The sequence below is a fragment of the Alloalcanivorax balearicus MACL04 genome (assembly GCF_025532145.1).
Classification (GTDB): Bacteria; Pseudomonadota; Gammaproteobacteria; order Pseudomonadales; family Alcanivoracaceae; genus Alloalcanivorax; species Alloalcanivorax balearicus.
Map to the genome: position 1 here is coordinate 214,951 of NZ_ARXS01000002.1, position 18,410 is coordinate 233,360.

Below are 18,410 nucleotides of genomic sequence, written 5' to 3' on the forward strand. Positions count from 1 at the left end.
GCGTGTAAGCGTGTTGCGTGTTGCGTGCAAGCAGGTTGCCCCCGACGATGAGACAGCAAGACGTCAGATACCCGACCGTCTTCCTCCCTTCCCCCCAGCCAGCACCGCCATGGCCAGCGCCAGCAGCAACGTGGGCCAGACGCCGGCCACCATGAACGGAGTCTGGCCCCGGCGCGGCTGGTATTCGCTGATCAGGACGCCACGCTCAAATTGCGGCAACCGGTCGCGTACCTGCCCGCGCGCGTCCACTACGGCGGTGACACCGTTATTAGTGCCGCGCAACAGCCAGCGTCCGGTTTCCAGGGCGCGCAAACGGGTCATCTGAAAATGCTGCAGGGGTCCGGCGGAGTGGCCGAACCAGGCATCGTTACTGATGGTCAGCAGCACGTCCGCATTGCCGGTGCGCTGCGCTACCTGGGCTGGATAGAGCATCTCGTAGCAGATCGCCGGCGCGATCTCCTGGCCCAGGGCGAAAAGGTTGGGCTGGTCGGGGCTGCCGGGCGTGAAGCTGGACATGGGCAGATCGAAGAACGGAATCCATCCGCGAATCAGGCTCTCCAGCGGCACATATTCACCGAACGGTACCAGCTTCTGTTTGTGGTAAACACCGTCGTGACCGGAGCCCACCACCGCCACGCTGTTGTGGTAGCGCGGCGGATAGGTGCTGGCGTCGCGCCAGGGCAGACCGCTGATCAGGGCCCCGCCTTTGGCGGCGATCCGTTCGCCTTCGCCATCCACGAAGCCGCGAATATCCTGATAGAACTCGATCATCGCCGATTCCGGCCAGATCACCAGGGTGTCCTCCGGCAGGTTGGCGGTGAGCGAGTGATAAATCTCCTGGGTCTCGTCACGCATGGTGACCAGCCACTTCAGATCCTGCGGAATATTGCCCTGTACCAACGCCACCTGTTGGCGAGGGCCGGAAGGGTGGGTGAAGGCATGGCGCCCGGCCAGCAGGCCCGCGGTCACCAGGATCAGTACCACCGCCAGAGCCGCCCCGGCGCTTACCCGTGGCCGCGCCAGATCCACCGCCGTGGCGGCGGCCAGTACCAGTGTCAGAGTCAGGAGCCAGACGCCGCCCAGTGGCGCCAGCCCGGCCAGTGGCGTATCAATGGCGGCGTAACCGGCATAGAGCCAGGGGAAGCCGGTCAGCAGCCCGCCACGCACCCAGTCCAGCACCAACCAGGTACCGGCGAAGACCATGGCGCGGGTGCCGCGCCGCTTGGTGAACCAGAAAGCCAGCCCATAAAACAGCGCCAATCCCATGGCGAACAAAGCGGTGAACGGAATCGACATCGACAACGGCATGAAGCCGTAGTCGGTCATCGAGACGTGCAGCCAGCTGATGCCAAACCCGAACATGCCGACGCCATACAGCCAGCCAGCGGTGAAAGCGCGGCCCGGGGTTGGCGACCGTACCAGAGCCGTATAACCCAGAGCGGCGCTGACCAACACCAGCGGCCACAGATCGTAGGGGGCAAAGGCGAGGGGAAACAGTAGCCCCGCGATCAGGGCGAGCAGCAGGTTGGGCATGGCTATCCGTGGTTCCCGGCTAAGGTCATAGGGCAAGCATGATGACGCCACGTTATACGCAAATTAACCGCCTTGCGCCATGGGCTCATATCTCTGAGTTGGTATGGAGCTTGCAATGCTTAGTTTGGGAGAAAGCTTGTCATTGAGTTGGGCACCTCGATTTTATTTAACAGGGGCTTTCAATTAACAGGAGAGAGAACCGTGGATAAGCAGCAAATGACGGGCATCATCGTGACCACCAAAGCCGGCCGGGGCCTGACATGGGAAAAAATGGGCGAGGACCTGGGGATGTCGCCGGTGTGGCTGGCGTCCGCCTGCCTCGGCATGAACGGCGCGCCGCCGGAAAAAGCCAGGGCGATCACCGAGTATCTGGGCCTGGATCAGGACGTGGCCAAGGCGCTGGAAGCCTTTCCCACCAAGGTCTGGGATCAGACCGTGCCCACTGACCCGTTGATTTACCGGTTCTATGAAATCGCCGGTGTGTATGGCACCACGCTGAAGGAAGTGATCCAGGAAAAATTCGGTGACGGCATCATGAGCGCCATCGACTTCACCATGGAAGTGGACAAACAGGAAGACCCCAAGGGGGACCGCGTAGTGGTGACCATGAACGGGAAGTTTCTGCCGTACAAGCACTGGTGATAAGGGGGCGCGGTCGGCGAAGAAAGAGCCTGGTGGTGGGGTTTTCCGTCGGAGGCGGGGCTACGAAGCCACTGTGGGAGCTTGCCTGCAAGCGAATGGGCTTTCGGGCCCCAAGATTCGCTTGCAGGCAAGCTCCCACAGTGGCTCCGCTTTGTTCCGGAAGAGCGCGGGGGGATTACTCCGGTGAGGCGTCCAGAGCCGGATCATCCTGCCGGTGAGTCACCCGCAGCAAACGGATTGTGCGGCCGTCCGCGCTTAGCACGGTGAACTGGAACGGCCCCAGATCGATGGACTCTTCGCGTCCGGGCAGGCGGCCGAAGGCGTGCATCACCAGACCGCCGATGGTGTCGAACTCCTCGTCGCTGAGCTCGCACTGAAAGTGTTCGTTGAAATCCTCGATTGGCGTCAGGGCCTTGACCGTGTGCTCGCCGTTCTCCAGATCCTTGATCAGGTAATCGTCTTCCTCGATGTCGTGCTCATCCTCGATCTCGCCGACGATCTGTTCCAGCACGTCCTCGATGGTGACCAGGCCGGCGATACCGCCGTACTCGTTGACCACGATGGCCATGTGATTCTTGGTGATACGGAATTCCCGCAGTAGTGAATCCAGGCGCTTGGACTCGGGGACCACCATGGCGGAGCGCACATGATCCTTGATCTGGAAGCGCTCCATGCGGGCCGGCTCCAGAATCAACGCCAGCAGATCCTTGGCCAGCAGGATACCAATGACTTCGTCCGGATCGTCGCCGATGACCGGGAAGCGGCTGTGGGCGCATTCGATGATGGTGGGCAGGAAATCGCGGGGGTCGCTGCTGGCACGGATGCTGACCATCTGCGTGCGAGGGATGAGAATTTCCCGGACCTGCATGTCGCTGACGCCGATAGCGCCTTCGATGATGCCAAGCGTGTCGCCGTCAATGACGTGACTGTCGCGCATGGAGCGCATCAGATCCAGCAATTCCTCCCGGGAGCCGGGAGTGGAAGTGAAGAACTGGCCAACGCGCTCCAACCAACTTCGACCGTTGTTCTGGTCTGAATAGTCGTCCGACATCAGGGGTAATGCTCCATGTTATGGTTTCGATGTTATCGGTTTGTGAATTATGGGGGCAACGAGTTATACGGATCCGGAAAGCCCTGGCCGGCAAGAGCGAGAATTTCCAGGGATTCCATCTGTTCGGCGTCGTCATCGTCGATATGATCGTAACCCAGCAGATGGAGTACGCCGTGGACGACCATATGCGCCCAGTGCGCTTCCACGGTTTTGTTTTGTTCGGCGGCCTCGCGCCGGACCACGTCCGCGCAAATAATGATATCCCCCAGCAGCGGGGCGATGGCGTCATCGGGCAGGCCTTCGGGCATGTCGAAGGGGAAGGACAGCACATTGGTGGGTTTGTCCTTGCCCCGGTAGTCACGGTTGAGAACGCGGATTTCCTCGTCGTCGACGATCCGCAGAGTGATATCCCCGACGACACCGCCGGCCGCTTCCGCCGCGGCCAGAGCCCAGCGTTGCAGGTCGCTCTCGTCCGGTGCGTCCGGGGCATCCGTGGCCCACTGGATATCAACGGTTGGGGTCGGTATTCCGTTCATGACGGTCGTAAGCTTCCACGATACGTTGAACCAGCGGGTGGCGAACCACGTCGCGGCTATCGAAACGGGTGACGCCGATGTCCTGTTCATCGGCCAGCACTTCGAGGGCGTTGACCAGCCCCGAGCGCTGGTGGCGCGGCAGGTCCACCTGGGTGACGTCACCGGTGATCACCGCCCGGGAACCGAAGCCGATCCGGGTCAGGAACATTTTCATTTGTTCCGGTGTGGTGTTCTGGGCTTCGTCCAGGATCACGAAACTGCCGTTCAGGGTGCGTCCGCGCATGTACGCCAGTGGCGCCACTTCGATGACGTTGCGATCCATCAGTTTGGCCACGTTTTCGAATCCCAGCATTTCATAGAGCGCGTCGTAAAGCGGGCGCAGGTAAGGATCGATTTTCTCCGCCAGATCCCCGGGCAGAAAACCCAGTTTCTCGCCCGCCTCCACCGCCGGCCGTACCAGCAGAATACGCTGGATCTCGGCACGCTCCATGGCGTCCACGGCGCAGGCCACCGCCAGCCAGGTCTTGCCGGTGCCGGCCGGTCCAATACCGAAATTGATGTCGTGACGGCGGATATTGCGCACGTATTCCCGTTGATGGGCACCACGCGGCCGGATACGAGTGCGTTTGGTGCGGATCACCATCTCGTCACTGGGGAAGGCCACGGTATTGTCCAGCTTGTCGGTCAGACCGGATTGCTGCAGATGCAAATGGACCAGCTCCGGCGTGATGTCGGTGCCGTCCACGGTTTGATCGTAAAGATCGTGCAGAACGGAACTGGCGGCCTTTACCGAACGCTCGTCACCGGACAGATGAAATTCATTGCCACGATTGTGGATATCCACGCTCAGACGTTTGGCGATCTGCTTGATGTGCTCGTCCAGCCGGCCACAGAGATTGGCGAGCCGCTGGGAATCGTAGGGTTCGAGACGGAGTTTCTGGGAAGCGAGTGGTGTGTCCAAGTTGGGAAGCGAGGCCCCGCGGGCGGTTGCGATGGATTCAGCATACCCCGAAAAGCGCTTTCGGGGGAAGATTTCCCGGCACTGTAGCCTGCCCGCCGGGGGGCAGGCAAGAGGGACTCAGGCCGGCGCCACCTGGGGGCCCAGATCACCGTCGCAGGTGACCGTTTGCAGCCGCCGGGGCAGCAGGTACAAGGCGGGCTGCCGGTCAGGCTGGAGCGCGTCCCAGCGCACCCGGTCCAGCTCCACTTCAAGCACTTCAGCGCCCCAGCCCTGGGGTTCCAGCTCCACCGTCACGGTGCCGCCGAACACGCTGCGTCCGGCCACTCGTACCGGCAAATGAGCGGCTTCGGTGGGCGCCGCCGCCAGTTCCGCTTCGTGGGGGCGCAGATAGAGCGTGAGGGCGCCGTCCGGGCAGGCGCCCTGGGTATCGAGACGCAGAAAAGCGTCGCCGGAGCGCCAGTTATGGCCATCGTAGAGCCCTTCCAGGCTGTTGATGTGGCCGAGGAAATCAAACACGAAGCGGCTGGCCGGCTGCTCGTACACCTGCAGCGGCGACCCCATCTGTTCCACCCGGCCCTGGCTCATCACCACCACCTTGTCGGAGACCTCCATGGCCTCTTCCTGGTCATGGGTGACGAAGATGCTGGTCACCGAGATCTGCTCATGCAGACGCCGCAGCCAACGGCGCAAATCCTTGCGCACCTTGGCGTCCAGCGCGCCGAACGGCTCGTCCAGCAGCAGCACCTCCGGTTTCAGCGCCAGCGCCCGGGCCAGCGCCACTCTCTGCTTCTGGCCGCCGGACAGTTGCGCGGGGTAACGCCCGGCCAGATTGTCCAGTTGTACCAGACTCAGCAATTCCCGCACCCGGTCACGAATGTCCCTGCGGGAGGGGCGCTCGGCGCGCGGTAACAGGCGCAGTCCGAAGGCAATATTGTCGGCCACGGTGAGGTGCCGGAACAGGGCGTATTGCTGGAATACGAATCCGACGCGGCGGCGGCGTGCGTCCAGATGAGTGACGTCCTCATTGTTGAACAGCACCCGCCCGCCGTCCGCCCGTTCCAGGCCGGCGATGATCCGCAGCAGCGTGGTCTTGCCGGAACCGGACGGTCCCAGCAGCCCCACCAATTGGTTGGTGGGCACGTCCAGGGAGATGTCGTGCAAGGCGGTGAAGGCGCCGAAGGATTTGCGGATGTTCTCGACCTGAATGCTCACTTTCTGGCTTTCCTTTAAACGCGTTGACGCCATTCCAGCACGGTTTTCAGTAACAATGTGACCAGGGCCATGGCGGCCAGCAGTCCGGCGGCGGTGAAGGCGCCGACGGTGTTGTAGTCCTCGTGCAGCATCTGGATCAACAGCGGCAGGGTCAAGGTCTCGCCGCGAATCAGGCCGGACACCACGCTGACCGCGCCGAATTCCCCCACCGCCCGGGCGTTGGTCAAGATCACCCCGTACAGCAGCGCCCAACGGATCTTCGGCAGGGTAACGTACCAGAACACCTGCCAGCCGGAGGCGCCCATCAGCACCGCGGCTTCCTCTTCCTCCGGGCCCTGGGACTGCATCAGGGGAATCAATACCCGGGCCACATAGGGGCAGGACACAAAAATAGTGACCATGACCATACCCGGAAGGGCGAACATCAGTTGCACGTCGATGTCCGCGAGCCATCCCCCGAGCAGTCCCTGACTGCCATACACCACCAGGTAACAGAGGCCGGCCACCACCGGCGACATGGCGAAGGGGATATCAATCAGGGTGGTCAATAGCTTGCGGCCGCGGAATTCAAAGCGGGTTACGCACCAGGCCAACAGGATGCCGAACACCAGATTGACCGGCACGGTAATCAGTGCCACCACCACGGTGAGACGGATCGCATGACCCATGTCGTTGCTGGTCAACGCCTCCATGACCGGGGCCAGACCATGGGCGAAGGCCTGATGCAGAATCAACAGCAGCGGCAATACCAGCATCAGAATGACGGTGGCGAAGGCGGCGGCGATCAATAGCCATTGATGTGCGTATCGTGGCATGCGAGTTCCCGTCACAGTCCGTGCCAGCGTTTCACCAAGCGGGCCTGCAATCCCTGAATGCCGAACAGCAATACCAGGGAGGCCAGCAGGATTATCGAGGCGAGGGCGCTGGCGGCGGCGAAGTCGTACTCTTCCAGGCGGATATTCACCAGCAGCGACACGATCTCGGTCTCGTACGGCAGGTTACCGGCAATGAAGATGACGCCGCCGTATTCACCCAGGCTGCGGGTAAAGGCCAGGCCGGTGCCGGTGAGCAGAGCCGGCATCACCTGGGCCAGTATCACCTTGCGGAACGACGCCAGCGGTGAGGCGCCCAGGGTGGCGGCGGCCTCTTCCAGATCCGGGGTAAGGTCTTCCAGTACCGGTTGTACCGCCCGCACCACAAAGGGCAGGCTGGTGAAGCTCATGGCAATCATGATACCGACCCAGGTATAGGACACCTGGATGCCGGCCAGGCTAAACCATTGACCGAGCCAGCCGTTATCGGCGAACAGGGCGGCCAGGGTCAGGCCGGCCACCGCCGTGGGCAAAGCGAACGGTAGATCCACCAGCGCTTCCATCAGCCGCCGGCCGGGAAAGCGATAGCGGGTGATCACCCAGGCCAGCAGCAGGCCGACAATGGCGTTGATGACACTGGCGCCAGCGGCGGAAAGCACTGTGACCTTGAAACTGGCGATGCTGCGCGGATCGGTGATCACATTCCAGTAGGTATCCCAGCCCATGCCGGACACATGTACCGCCAGACCGGACAGGGGCAGCAGGATCACCAGGCAGATAAACAGCACGCTCAGCGAAAAGCTGAGCGTGAAACCTGGCAGAACCGAGTGGCGGGTGCGCAGCAGAGCGGTCAATTAACGCAGGCTCCGCGCCTGGGCTTGCAGCTTGTCGAGGATGCCGCCGGAGGCGAAATGCTGATCGGTCACTTTTTCCCAGGAGCCGAAGTAGTCTTCCACCTTCAACAATTTCACCGGCGGGAAGCGGTCGGCGGTTTCCTCCACCACTTTCTCGTTGTGCACACGGTAGTTGAAGGACGCCAGCAGCCGCTGGATCTCTTCGCTGTAGAGGTAGTCCAGGTAGGCGGTGGCCACCTTGCGGGTACCTTTCTCGTCCACCACCTTGTCCACCACGGTGACCGGGAATTCGGCCAGAACCGAGGTCTTCGGTACCACCACTTCGTAGTCGCCGGTGCCGTATTCCTTGCGGATGTTGTTCACCTCGGACTCGAAGCTGATCAGTACGTCGCCGATTTCCCGTTCGGCGAAGGTGACGGTGGCGGCGCGGCCACCGGAGTCGAACACCGACACATTGGACAGGAAGCGGGCCATATAGTCCTTGACCTTCTCCTCGTCACCGTCAAAACGTTCCACCGCGCTCATCCAGGCGGCCAGATAGGTGTAGCGGCCGTTGCCGGAGGTTTTCGGGTTGGGGAACACCACATCGACGTTGTCCCGGGCCAGATCGGCCCAGCCCTGGATGTTCTTCGGGTTGCCCTTGCGCACCAGAAAGGCGGTGGTGGAGTAGTAAGGGCTGGAATTGTTCGGCAGTCGCTGATTCCAGTCCGCCGGAATCAGATTGCCCAGATCGTGCAGGACATTGACGTCGGTGACCTGGTTGAAGGTCACCACATCGGCCTTCAGGCCCTGCAGGATGGCGCGGGCCTGCTTGGAGGAACCGGCATGGGACTGCTTGATGGTGACGTCCTCGCCGGTCTCCGCCTTCCAGTGCTCCTGGAATTTCGGGTTGATGGCGGCGAACAGTTCCCGGGCGATGTCGTAGGAACTGTTCAACAGGGTTTGTTGCGCGGTTCCCAGCGAGGCCAGGGACAGCAGGACGGCGGTCAGCAAGACGCGCATCTCGGGCTCCTTGAATGGTGAGTCATAAAGGGCTCATTTTATATAACCAATCCTGAGGTTAAAGAGGGTTGGTTATACCAAATTGCCATTCGCATATGCGTTTAATCGTATCCGGTGCCGTTCAGCCCCCGGGGATCACTCCACCCGCCGATAGTCGATGCCGCGCAGGGAGTTGGGCAGCGCTTCCTGGATGGTCAGGTCCACGAACTGGCCGATCAGGTCCAGCTCATCGGTCTGGAAGTTCACCACCCGATTGTTTTCGGTACGGCCCTTGAGCTGGCCGGGATCCTTCTTGGAGAAGCCGTCCACCAGGATACGCTGGGTGCTGCCCACCATCTTGCGGGAGATATCCTGGGTATTCTGGGCGATCCGCTGTTGCAGGAGGCGCAGGCGCTCCTTCTTCACCGCCATGGGCACATCATCGGGCAGATCCGCCGCGGGCGTGCCGGGGCGGGCGCTGTAGATGAAGCTGAAGGAATTGTCGAAGCCGATATCCGCGATCAGATTCATGGTGGCTTCGAAGTCGTCGTCGGTTTCGCCGGGGAAGCCGATGATGAAATCCGAGCTGTAGGAGATATCCGGGCGGATACGCCGTAATTTGCGCAGCTTGGCCTTGTACTCCAGCACCGTGTGATTGCGTTTCATCAGCGCCAGGATGCGGTCGGAACCGGATTGCACCGGCAGATGCAGGTGGCTGACCAGTTCCGGCACCTCCTCGTACACCTGGATCAGGGCGTCGGAGAACTCCACCGGATGGCTGGTGGTGTAGCGAATACGATCGATGCCGTCGATATCCCGGATCAACAGCAGCAAGTCGGCGAAGTCCAGGATTTCACCATTGGCGCCCTGGCCCCGATAGGCGTTGACGTTCTGGCCCAGCAGGTTGACTTCGCGCACGCCCAGATCCGCCAGATGACGGATCTCATCCAGCACCGGACGCACTGGACGGCTGACTTCCTCGCCACGGGTATAGGGCACGACACAGAACGAGCAGTATTTGGAGCAGCCTTCCATGATCGAGACGAACGCCGAGGGGCCGTCCACGCTGGGCTCGGGCAGACGGTCGAACTTTTCGATCTCCGGGAAGGTCACATCGATGGCCAGTTCCCGCGTGGTGGCCGCCTGCTGGATCAACCCGGGCAGCCGATGCAGGGTCTGCGGGCCGAAGACCACATCCACATAGGGCGCGCGATCACGGATCGCCTCGCCTTCCTGGCTAGCCACGCAGCCGCCGACGCCGATGATCAGGTCCGGCTTGTGCTCCTTGAGCTGTTTCCAGCGGCCCAGTTGGTGGAACACCTTTTCCTGGGCCTTCTCGCGGATCGAGCAGGTATTGAGCAGCAGCACATCCGCTTCGTCCGCGTTGTCGGTGGGCTCCAGGCCATGACTGGATTCCAGCAAATCCGCCATGCGCGACGAGTCGTACTCGTTCATCTGGCAGCCGTGGGTCTGAATAAACAGCTTGCGTGCCATGGGTCGCTCAACCGTGGTTGTGGATCGGTTCCGGTGCGTCATTTTGCCGCATCGGGGTGTGCCGGGCGCCGTAATGGACTACAACGGGCCGCCACCGGCACTCCGGGAAAATGGGCGCGAATTATACCGCCGCCCTGGTCAAACTGCGAACCATCGCGGCTGTAAAGATGGTGGCGGCAAAAATGTCGGGCCGGGGCTTGGTAACGGCCGGGTCGCGGGGGTATGGTCCCTGGGCGTCACCGCAAAGCCGGGCAAATCGGCCCGGGCGGCGTATAGATCATAAACAGGCTCTAACAGGTATGAACAATAAAGACGGTTTCACAAGCGCATTCCTTTTCCGCATTCTGGTCGCCGGCGCCGCGCTGTTACTGGTGGCCTGTTCCGAGCCGGCCAAGGAATTACCGGTCAACACCCGTCTGGGCGGCGATTTCACTCTGACCGACCACAATGGGGAGCGGTTCAGTCTGTCATCCCTGAACGGCGAGGTGGTGATTCTGTTTTTCGGCTATACCCACTGCCCGGATATTTGTCCGGCGGTGCTGGCCCGCGTGTCCCAGGTGTACCGGAATCTGAAAGAGCAGGGGGAGGCGGATCGGGTGCAGCCGGTGTTCGTGACCTTCGACCCGGAACGGGATACCGCGGAACATCTGCGCGAGTACCTGCCCTGGTTCAAAGCGGACATTATTGGTCTGACCGGTGACGTGCCGGCGATCCAGAAGGTGGCGGAACAGTACGGGGTGGTGTTCATCAAAGAGGATGGAGACAGCGGGGAAGCGGACTTTACCCACAGTGACTATATCTACCTGTTGGACCAGCAGGGCCGGGTGCGCAAGGTGTATCCGGCGGATTTCAATATCGACGAGGTGGTAGCCGATGTTAAAACGCTTCTTTAGTGCCGTGAGTCGTACCGTGAGTGCCGTGCTGTTGGTGGCCGCCAGCGCCGGCGCCGTGGCGGATGTACGTATCGAGCAGGCCTGGCTGCGCGCGGTACCGCCGGTATCGCCGTCCATGGCCGGTTATTTCGTGCTGGTGAACGATACCGATGAGCCGGTGGTGCTGACCGGCGCCCGCGCGGAATTCGCCGGCATGGCCATGTTGCACGACACCAGCACCGATGGTGAGGGCCGCCGCAGCATGTCCCATCTGAAGGAGGTCACCATCCCGGCCGGTGAGAGTCTGGCCTTTACCCCCGGTGGCCGTCATCTGATGCTGATGAAAATGGACCCGGTGCCGGAGGCGGGAGAGACCCCGAAGGTGTGTCTGGCCTTCCAGAATCATGCTGACCTGTGTGGTGCCTTCCAGGTGCGCCACAACGAGCCCTGACATGACCGGCCAATACTGGCGGTGCTGGCTTCTGGCCGCGGCGGTACTGGTCACCGGACCGGTACTCGCGGACTGTCGTGATCTGGCGCCGGCGCGCCCGTTGCCCTCGGCGGAGGACGGCCAGATCAGTCTGGCCACGTTCAATCTCTGGCGTCTGCGGGATGCCAGAAAGGACAGCTCGCTCGACCGTCCCTTATCGAAAGCCGTGTACCAGGCCCGCCTCGAGGCAGTGGCCCGGTACATTACCCGGGAGCTGCGGGCGCCGGCTTTGCTGGCGGTGCAGGAAGTGGAAAGCGCCACGGTGCTGAAGGCGCTGAGCCGGGCTATTTCCACGGCGGGCGGGCCGGACTACAAGGTGGTGCTGCTGGAAGGGCACGACCCGGCGGGCATGGATGTGGGCCTGTTGTACCGGGCGCCGGTCACGCTGGGAGGTCACCAGGCCTTGTTCGGCGACGACCGTTTTCAGCGGCAGCCGTTGTTCACCCGGCCTCCCTTGCAGGTCGAGGTGCGCACCCCGGTGGCCTTCGATCTGGTGGTGGTTCATCTGCGCAGTGCCCGGGATCTGAATCAGAAGGACTGGGTGGCGCCGAAGCGCCGGCGCCAGGCCGCGGCCATCGCTGGCTGGGCGGCGGATCAGGCTGGGCCCGTGGTGGTGGCGGGGGACTTCAACAGTGCGCCGGACAGTGGCCGCTTCAGTGAGCCGTTGGAGCAATTCGAGAACGGGGACCTGATCAGTGCCTGGTCGCGATTGCCCGAGAAAGAACGTTATTCCTTCCGGCATCAGTGCCGTCCGCAGGCGTTGGATCACATCTTTTTCTCCCCGTCGCTAAAGCAGCATGTCCAGAGAGTGGCGGTCAGCCGCGGCAATGCCGGACGCTACGATGTGCTCTACGATCACGACGGTACCCGGGTGGTGTCCGATCATGATGTGCTGGGGATTTATCTGAAAGCCGGGGCGTTGGCGGATTAACGGAAGAGAATGAAAAGCACCGTGGGGCCTGCTTGCGTTGTTTGCGAGGACCAGGGAAGGCCCCACGGTGAAAAACGGTGGGCGGCGTTGCCGCCCGGGAACCAGCGCGGTTCGGTTAGATCTCGAAGGCGTAGGACACGACGAACAGCAGATCGTCGTCCACATCGTCCTTGTCGCCGACACACTCCCCATTCAGGAACAGAGCGTCATCGTTGTTGTTGATGGCGCAGTCGTCAGCGGAGATCACTTTGGACACGGTGAAGCTCAGGTTGTCGGTGAGCGCGTAGCTCAAGTCCAAGTGAGTGTAGTTGGTGTCATCGGCGTCGTTGTCCCAGGTGCCGACCAGAATGCCGTATTTGTCGTAGCTGTAGCCCAGGGTGTAGTAGCGGTCCTTGTTATCGGTAGCGTCGTTACCGTGGCCGTAGTCACCCACACCGAAGTAACCGGTGAACGTGACCCCGGCGTAACCGAGGCTGGCAACGATTTCGGCCAGATCGGAGTCGGTGTCGTTCGGGTAGTTGTAGTCGATGTAGGACAGGTCGTAGGTGAGGTCACCAAAGGCGCCGCCGTAACCGACATACAAATCGTATTCAGTGGAATCGGTTTCGGAGCTGCCCCAGACGCCGGCATAGAGGCCGGAGGCGTGGCTGTAGTCCAAGCTACCGAAAACTTGAGCCGCGCCGTTGGAAATATCCTGACCACGCCAGAAGTACATGTTGGAAATGCCCAGGCTACCGCCGATTTCCGCTGCCGCCATGCCCGGCATGATCATGCCGGCGGCGACCGCCGCGGCCAGTACGGTTTTTTTCATCCCGAATGCGTGTTTCATGTGCAACCCTCTTTGCAAATGGCAAGTGTTCTAATGTGTCCTGTTATGCGCTCCTGGCGCACTGGCCTGGGAGGCTTGTCACTTTGCAAAGCAGGGTCCGTGCCAAAATGGAAAACCCAAGAAAAAACAAGAAGTTGTGATGAGGGCGTTGGGGCGGAAGGGGAAATAGGGGCGAGGAGTGGAGAAGCGGTGCGCCGCCTTGGTGCGCCGCACCGAGTTGGTGCGTTTATTTGGGGCACTCCCAGGACGTCACCACGGCGTCGGCCTGAAGGCTGTTGTCGCCGGCCACTTCCAGGCCGCACTGGCCGTTGCTGTAAGTGAAGTGGGCGTTGTAGCTGGCACCGGGTTGAGCATTGAACTGCACCGCCACCCGGCACAGATCCCGGTTCCCCGCCGAACCTTTCTGGTAAATGACACCGATGCGCGCCTGCTCGTCTGCTCGCACGGTGGTGGTGACTTCCGGCGCTTTCTTCATGGTTTTCAGCAGTTCGTCGAAGGCTTTGGTCTCGAAGGGAACCTGCTGCAGGGAAGTGGGTGTGGACTGAAAGCCCTTGCCCGGTACGCATACCACCGGTTGGGCGGCGATGTTGTCGCTGGAGAAAGTGACGGTGGCGACGTCCCCATCGGTGGGCGCCGTGTAGCTGAGCATCTGGCAGCCGGTGAGCAGAAGGGCGGGAAGGGGAAGCAAGTATTTCATGGTGGGTCCTCATGACAAATAGGGGCGAAGCCGTCAGGCGAATATAAAGCGTGCCCAAAATGATGCAAAACCAGGGCCACTTTGGCGCACGCTCCGGAAAGGTCAGGACGCCGACGTTGTGGGCCAGCCTGTTAACCTCGCGACCGCTGGCACGGAAGGGGCTACGAAGCCGCTGTGGGAGCTTGCCTGCAAGCGAAGGGGCTTCCGGGCCCCAGGATTCGCTTGCAGGCAAGCTCCCACAGCGGCTTCCGAATTTATGTCTCCAAGGCCCGCAACAGGCTTGGGATGTAACGCGACTGCAGCGGCTGAAAGGACATCCATGGTTGCCGATTACCTTGAAGCGGAGCCGGGTCCGGTAAAGGCGTAACACGGTTCCGCTGTGCTTGATGGAGGGGGACACCGTATCCTTTCAAACTGGCGATGAACCCAAAATAATCTCATTGAATGATTGCCAGAGCGGCAGGCCCGGTTTTCGACCTTTTGCCGTCCGGATCACCCGAACCAATGCTTCATCGCCTGCCGGGTCAGGTTTTCCCTTGCTTCTCCGCGCGGCAGCCAGTTGCCGGCGTTTACCGCCATGGCCACCAGGAATTCGAACAGCGGCAAATGCTGACGCAGCACCCGGTTGTGGCGATGGCCGATGATCGGATTGAACAGGCCGAAAAAATCCAACAGCTGGCGGGGGTTTTTTCGTACCCACAGCCAGGAGCCCATTTCCAGGGTGAATGGCAGAAACAACCGGTCCGGGTGTTGCTCCCGGGCTTCGTCGTAGAGGTAGTCCCACAGATCGCCGTGGGTGGTGTAGTTCACCGATTGCGGTTCGATCAGATAAGGGTGGTGATAAGGGTAGGTGTGCTCGAGGATCTGTTTGAGACGGTATACCTCCGCGAGGTGCGCAATGGGATTCTGGCTGCGGGCGTAACAGCACCAGATGCGGTCGCGGCGGCCAAAACCGCTGTGGCAGTCCAGGCTGATCGATACCGGAGCGTTCATCAGGCGCTGCCGCACCGTGTTCACCAGCGCCTGCGCCTCGGTTTCCATGGGCTCACCGGCACGCCCCCGATACCAGGGCAGGTGACGGCTCAGGCGCTGGCCGCCGGCCAGAAAGGGGACCTTGCCTTCCGCATCCACCGGCGCATTGCGCATCAGGTCGACGCCATTGGGATTGCTGCGGGTACGCCGCCAGATGCCGCCGGGGTTGATCATCGGCATGAACACCAGCCGCACCCGTTCCAGCCGCCGGTGCAATTGATCATCCCATTGCAGTCGATGGATCAGACTATGCAACCACGACAACAGCACCTGGGAGCCGATCCGCTCGACGCCGTGCACGCCGCCAAAGAAGCCGACCACCGGGGCACCGGGGGAACGGCTGCCCATCTCCAGCACCCGCAATGGCAGCGTGATATCGCCCATCTGGACGGTGTCCACGTCATGCACACGCAGGTGCCGTTCACCCAGTCGGATCAGCGACTCCAGGTGTAACCATTCGGGCAGGTGGCGTTGAAATTGATACAGGCGTTGTTCCATCGGCGCGCGTCAGTGGGTGACGGTCGGCGTCTGTCAAAGCAGGCGCACAGGGCAGGATGGCGGGTTTTGGTTAAGGTTTCATGACGATTGAGGCGTCGCGTTTTTGTCATGGAACTGCGATGCAACTGTCAGTGTAGTGTCATCCGAACTGGCCACTCTGCCCTTGACGCTGGCGGCGGAAATCACCGTGATGCAGAGCCTCGACAACTTCGCCTTGAACCTGGAAACCGGTGATGTGCTGTTGTTCGCCGGACGAGGGGTCACCAGTACCGTGATTCGCTGGTTCACCCGCAGTCCCTGGAGTCATGTGGGCATGGTAGTGCGCCTGCCGGAAGTGGCGGAGCCGATGGTGCTGGAATCCACCGGCCTGAGTGAATCGGCGGACTGGATGCTGGGACACCCGGTGATGGGCGTGGCGCTGGTGCCGCTGTCACGCAAGATCGCGGAATACCCGGGTGATGTGGCGGTAAGGCGCCGTGAAGGGCCGCCGCTGACACCGCTCCAGCAGCGATTGATGCAGCGGTTGGTGCGGCGGCTGCTGCACCGGCCCTACAAGAACTATCTGTTGTGTAATCTCTACGATGCCCTGAGCGGCTTTTCCGGACGCCGCCGCCGCTCCGGCTGGTTCTGTTCGGAACTGGTGGCGGAGTGTTACCGGCGGCTCGGCTGGCTGCCGGACACGGTTTGCCCTCACCGTTTCGTTCCCGGTCATTTCGGCTCCCGTCGGCTGAGTCTCACCGCCGGCCGGCTATTGCCGGCGCAGTGGCTGAAGCGGCTCAAATCCAGCGCCGCACCCGCTGCCGATAGCGCCGCCACTGATCCCCGAACTGTTGCTCGTGAAACGCTTCTTCCGCGGCGATCACGTGGTGATGCATCACCCACAGAATCGGCGGCAGCATGATCAGCATGCCGGGACTGGAAAGACTGAGAGCGCAGCCCAGATGAAGCAAGGCGAAGGCCAGATAAATGGGATTTCGGGTCAGGCGGAAGACGCCGCCGGTGATCAACTCCCGTGCCGCGCGATGTGGCAAAACCGTGGTGCGGTGTCGATAAAACTGCACCATCGCGCCGGCCAGCAACAGCACCGCGAACAACGCCAGCGCCGTGGCCAGTGCGTACTGGCCGGGCCATGCCGGCAGGGTCCAGTGCAGCGCCTGGTCCAGGCCATAGCCCACCAGCAAGCCACCCAGATGCAGCAAAGGAGGGGGAATGCGAACCTCGGGATGTTCCAATGCCATGTTCAGAGGCCTATCGTTGTCAGTGAAGAAAAGCTGGGTTATGGTAATTCACATCCCGCCATTGCGGGAGTGATCGCGATCCGCTGGAACAACTGTTGTTGAAGCTCGGCGAACAACACTGCCGATAAAGCAATCGGCGGCGGGCGCGAACGTCACTTGTGAAATGCACTGTGACAGCACATGTGAATATTGCTTGTGAATATCACTTGTGAATTTACTTGTGAAACGGTCCGTCGCCATGTCCTGCAACCTTGAAAGGGGAAACGCATGGAAGAGCGCGCGGCCACCTTGCACAGCGTAACCGCAGCATCCCAATCCCGCCTCCACCACGAACCGGAACAGCGCCCGAAAGCCTACGTACTGGACACCAACGTCCTGATCCACGATCCCAACTCTCTGATGAACTTCGAAGAGCACCGGGTGGTCATTCCGATGACCGTGCTGGAGGAACTGGATCGTCTGAAAACCGGGAAATCCCACACCGCCGCGGATTGCCGCGCCGCTATTCGTTTGATCGATCGGGTTATCGGCAAGGCGTCGCCGTCGGAAGTGGAAGCGGGGATTCCTATCCAACGGGGGGAGAATCACCACCAGGGAACGCTGACCGTTCTGATGCCACAGAGCGGACTGACTCCGCCATGCCTTCCCGAACATCTGAACGACAACCGGATCATCAATGACGTGGTGGCCATGATCGCCGCCGATCCCGATCGCCATTACGTGCTGGTCACCAAGGATATCAACATGCGCCTGAAGGCGCGGGCCTGTGGTATCGACTCCGAGGATTACCACAACGATCAGCTGGTTTCCGATATCCGCCAGCTCAACCAGGGCTATTTCATGCTGGAGGGATCGTTCTGGGACCGGGTCGACGCGGTGGAGACCGAACAGCACGGTGCGGAAACCCTGCACCGTTTGTCGCACGGTTTGCTGGCTGGCGACATCCTTGGCGAGGAGGTGTATCCGAATCAGTTCATTCTTGATGAGCAGGGCTTCGTCGGCCGGATCATGTCGGTGGAGGCGGGCGTGGCGACCTTGCGCCACTATAGCGAGCAGACGTTGATGGACCAGCAGGCCTGGGGACTGAGACCGATGAACATACAGCAAGCGGTGGCGTTGCACCTGCTGCTGGATCCGGACGTTCATCTGGTGACGCTGACCGGCGCGGCCGGTTCCGGCAAAACCATTCTGGCTCTGGCCGCCGCCATTGAAATGACGGTGGAGCAAAAACGCTTCAATAAAATCATCGCCACTCGTTCGACGCCGCCGCTGGCGGAAGAACACGGTTTTCTGCCCGGCACCGAGGAGGAAAAGATGGATCCGTGGCTGGGCGCGATCAATGACAATATCGAAGCGTTGCACCTGAACGATGAGAACCCCTCCGGCAGTATCCAGTACGTCAAGGAGAAGGCCAATATCCAGTTCAAGGCGATGAATTACATTCGTGGCCGCAGCTTCCAGAAATCGCTGATCCTGATCGATGAAAGCCAGAACCTGACGCCGCACCAGATGAAAGCGATCATCACCCGGGCCGGCGAAGGGTCGAAGGTGGTGTGCCTGGGGAACCTGGCGCAGATCGATACGCCGTATCTGTCGCCAACCAGTTCCGGTCTCACCTATATGACCGAGCGCTTCAAGCACTTCGTTCATGGCGGCTCGGTGCAGCTCAATGGCGTGCCGAGGTCGCTGCTGGCGGAGTACGCGGAAACCTGGTTGTAAATGGAAAGAGTCGGACGTCTGACGTCGG

18 protein-coding genes and 1 pseudogene are annotated in these 18,410 nt (G+C 61.3%); 6 read left to right on the forward strand and 13 right to left on the reverse strand.

Going from position 1 to position 18,410, the window contains the following annotated elements:
- Positions 1 to 63: 63 nt before the first annotated feature.
- Positions 64 to 1,533: an apolipoprotein N-acyltransferase gene (gene lnt, locus MA04_RS02860; RefSeq protein WP_262459384.1), complete on the reverse strand. Its 1,470-nt coding sequence runs from the start codon at positions 1,531 to 1,533 to the stop codon at positions 64 to 66.
- Positions 1,534 to 1,734: 201 nt separating this feature from the next.
- Here lnt and cynS point away from each other — a divergent pair, with 201 nt between their 5' ends.
- Complete coding sequence (cynS, locus tag MA04_RS02865) at positions 1,735 to 2,175, forward strand: cyanase (RefSeq protein WP_163122206.1); 441 nt, start codon at positions 1,735 to 1,737, stop codon at positions 2,173 to 2,175.
- A 175-nt stretch (positions 2,176 to 2,350) separates the two neighbouring features.
- Here cynS and MA04_RS02870 read toward each other — a convergent pair whose 3' ends face one another.
- The 8 genes from MA04_RS02870 to miaB all read right to left on the reverse strand — a co-directional run bounded on the left by MA04_RS02870 (position 2,351) and on the right by miaB (position 10,076).
- A complete protein-coding gene (locus tag MA04_RS02870; protein WP_014993462.1) occupies positions 2,351 to 3,226 on the reverse strand; it encodes an HlyC/CorC family transporter in 876 nt (291 codons plus the stop codon).
- 47 nt (positions 3,227 to 3,273) lie between these two features.
- Positions 3,274 to 3,762, reverse strand: a complete 489-nt coding sequence (gene ybeY / locus MA04_RS02875; protein WP_163127783.1) for an rRNA maturation RNase YbeY — start codon at positions 3,760 to 3,762, stop codon at positions 3,274 to 3,276.
- Positions 3,734 to 4,723: a PhoH family protein gene (locus MA04_RS02880; RefSeq protein ID WP_262459385.1), complete on the reverse strand. Its 990-nt coding sequence runs from the start codon at positions 4,721 to 4,723 to the stop codon at positions 3,734 to 3,736. Before MA04_RS02880 ends, ybeY begins: the two co-directional genes overlap by 29 nt.
- A gap of 117 nt (positions 4,724 to 4,840) precedes the next feature.
- Positions 4,841 to 5,935, reverse strand: a complete 1,095-nt coding sequence (locus MA04_RS02885) for a sulfate/molybdate ABC transporter ATP-binding protein (protein ID WP_163127787.1) — start codon at positions 5,933 to 5,935, stop codon at positions 4,841 to 4,843.
- Positions 5,936 to 5,949: 14 nt separating this feature from the next.
- Positions 5,950 to 6,750, reverse strand: a complete 801-nt coding sequence (gene cysW, locus MA04_RS02890) for a sulfate ABC transporter permease subunit CysW (RefSeq protein ID WP_163127788.1) — start codon at positions 6,748 to 6,750, stop codon at positions 5,950 to 5,952.
- Positions 6,751 to 6,761: 11 nt separating this feature from the next.
- The gene (gene cysT / locus MA04_RS02895) at positions 6,762 to 7,601 is read right to left on the reverse strand and encodes a sulfate ABC transporter permease subunit CysT (RefSeq protein ID WP_163127791.1); all 840 of its coding nucleotides are present in this window, start codon (positions 7,599 to 7,601) and stop codon (positions 6,762 to 6,764) included.
- Complete coding sequence (cysP, locus tag MA04_RS02900; protein ID WP_163127793.1) at positions 7,602 to 8,603, reverse strand: thiosulfate ABC transporter substrate-binding protein CysP; 1,002 nt, start codon at positions 8,601 to 8,603, stop codon at positions 7,602 to 7,604.
- Positions 8,604 to 8,738: 135 nt separating this feature from the next.
- Positions 8,739 to 10,076 carry a tRNA (N6-isopentenyl adenosine(37)-C2)-methylthiotransferase MiaB gene (gene miaB / locus MA04_RS02905; protein WP_163127795.1) on the reverse strand — a complete coding sequence of 446 codons (1,338 nt, stop codon included), beginning with the start codon at positions 10,074 to 10,076 and terminating at the stop codon, positions 8,739 to 8,741.
- Positions 10,077 to 10,375: 299 nt separating this feature from the next.
- Here miaB and MA04_RS02910 point away from each other — a divergent pair, with 299 nt between their 5' ends.
- The 3 genes from MA04_RS02910 to MA04_RS02920 are packed head-to-tail and all read left to right on the forward strand — an operon-like array spanning position 10,376 to position 12,369.
- The gene (locus MA04_RS02910) at positions 10,376 to 10,969 is read left to right on the forward strand and encodes an SCO family protein (protein ID WP_262459386.1); all 594 of its coding nucleotides are present in this window, start codon (positions 10,376 to 10,378) and stop codon (positions 10,967 to 10,969) included.
- Between the two features lie 16 nt (positions 10,970 to 10,985).
- Positions 10,986 to 11,399 (forward strand): copper chaperone PCu(A)C, encoded by a 414-nt coding sequence (locus tag MA04_RS02915; protein ID WP_262459387.1) that lies wholly within the window; start codon positions 10,986 to 10,988, stop codon positions 11,397 to 11,399.
- A gap of 1 nt (position 11,400) precedes the next feature.
- A complete protein-coding gene (locus MA04_RS02920; RefSeq protein WP_262459388.1) occupies positions 11,401 to 12,369 on the forward strand; it encodes an endonuclease/exonuclease/phosphatase family protein in 969 nt (322 codons plus the stop codon).
- A gap of 115 nt (positions 12,370 to 12,484) precedes the next feature.
- Here MA04_RS02920 and MA04_RS02925 read toward each other — a convergent pair whose 3' ends face one another.
- The 3 genes from MA04_RS02925 to MA04_RS02935 form a co-directional block, all read right to left on the reverse strand.
- The gene (locus MA04_RS02925) at positions 12,485 to 13,198 is read right to left on the reverse strand and encodes a TorF family putative porin (RefSeq protein WP_262459389.1); all 714 of its coding nucleotides are present in this window, start codon (positions 13,196 to 13,198) and stop codon (positions 12,485 to 12,487) included.
- 226 nt (positions 13,199 to 13,424) lie between these two features.
- Entirely contained in the window at positions 13,425 to 13,895 is a 471-nt protein-coding gene (locus tag MA04_RS02930; RefSeq protein WP_014993474.1) for a hypothetical protein, read from the reverse strand.
- 492 nt (positions 13,896 to 14,387) lie between these two features.
- Entirely contained in the window at positions 14,388 to 15,425 is a 1,038-nt protein-coding gene (locus MA04_RS02935; protein WP_262459390.1) for a M14 family zinc carboxypeptidase, read from the reverse strand.
- A 136-nt stretch (positions 15,426 to 15,561) separates the two neighbouring features.
- Here MA04_RS02935 and MA04_RS02940 point away from each other — a divergent pair, with 136 nt between their 5' ends.
- Entirely contained in the window at positions 15,562 to 16,326 is a 765-nt protein-coding gene (locus MA04_RS02940) for a YiiX/YebB-like N1pC/P60 family cysteine hydrolase (RefSeq protein ID WP_262459391.1), read from the forward strand.
- Here the strand turns inward: MA04_RS02940 and MA04_RS21765 are convergent.
- Positions 16,304 to 16,663, reverse strand: a pseudogene (locus MA04_RS21765) (methyltransferase family protein); the annotation flags it as partial. The gene MA04_RS02940 and the pseudogene MA04_RS21765 sit on opposite strands and share 23 nt — an antisense overlap.
- Positions 16,664 to 16,930: 267 nt before the next feature.
- Between MA04_RS21765 and MA04_RS02950 the strand changes: the two are divergent.
- The gene (locus MA04_RS02950; protein ID WP_163127812.1) at positions 16,931 to 18,382 is read left to right on the forward strand and encodes a PhoH family protein; all 1,452 of its coding nucleotides are present in this window, start codon (positions 16,931 to 16,933) and stop codon (positions 18,380 to 18,382) included.
- The last annotated feature ends 28 nt before the right edge of the window (positions 18,383 to 18,410 follow it).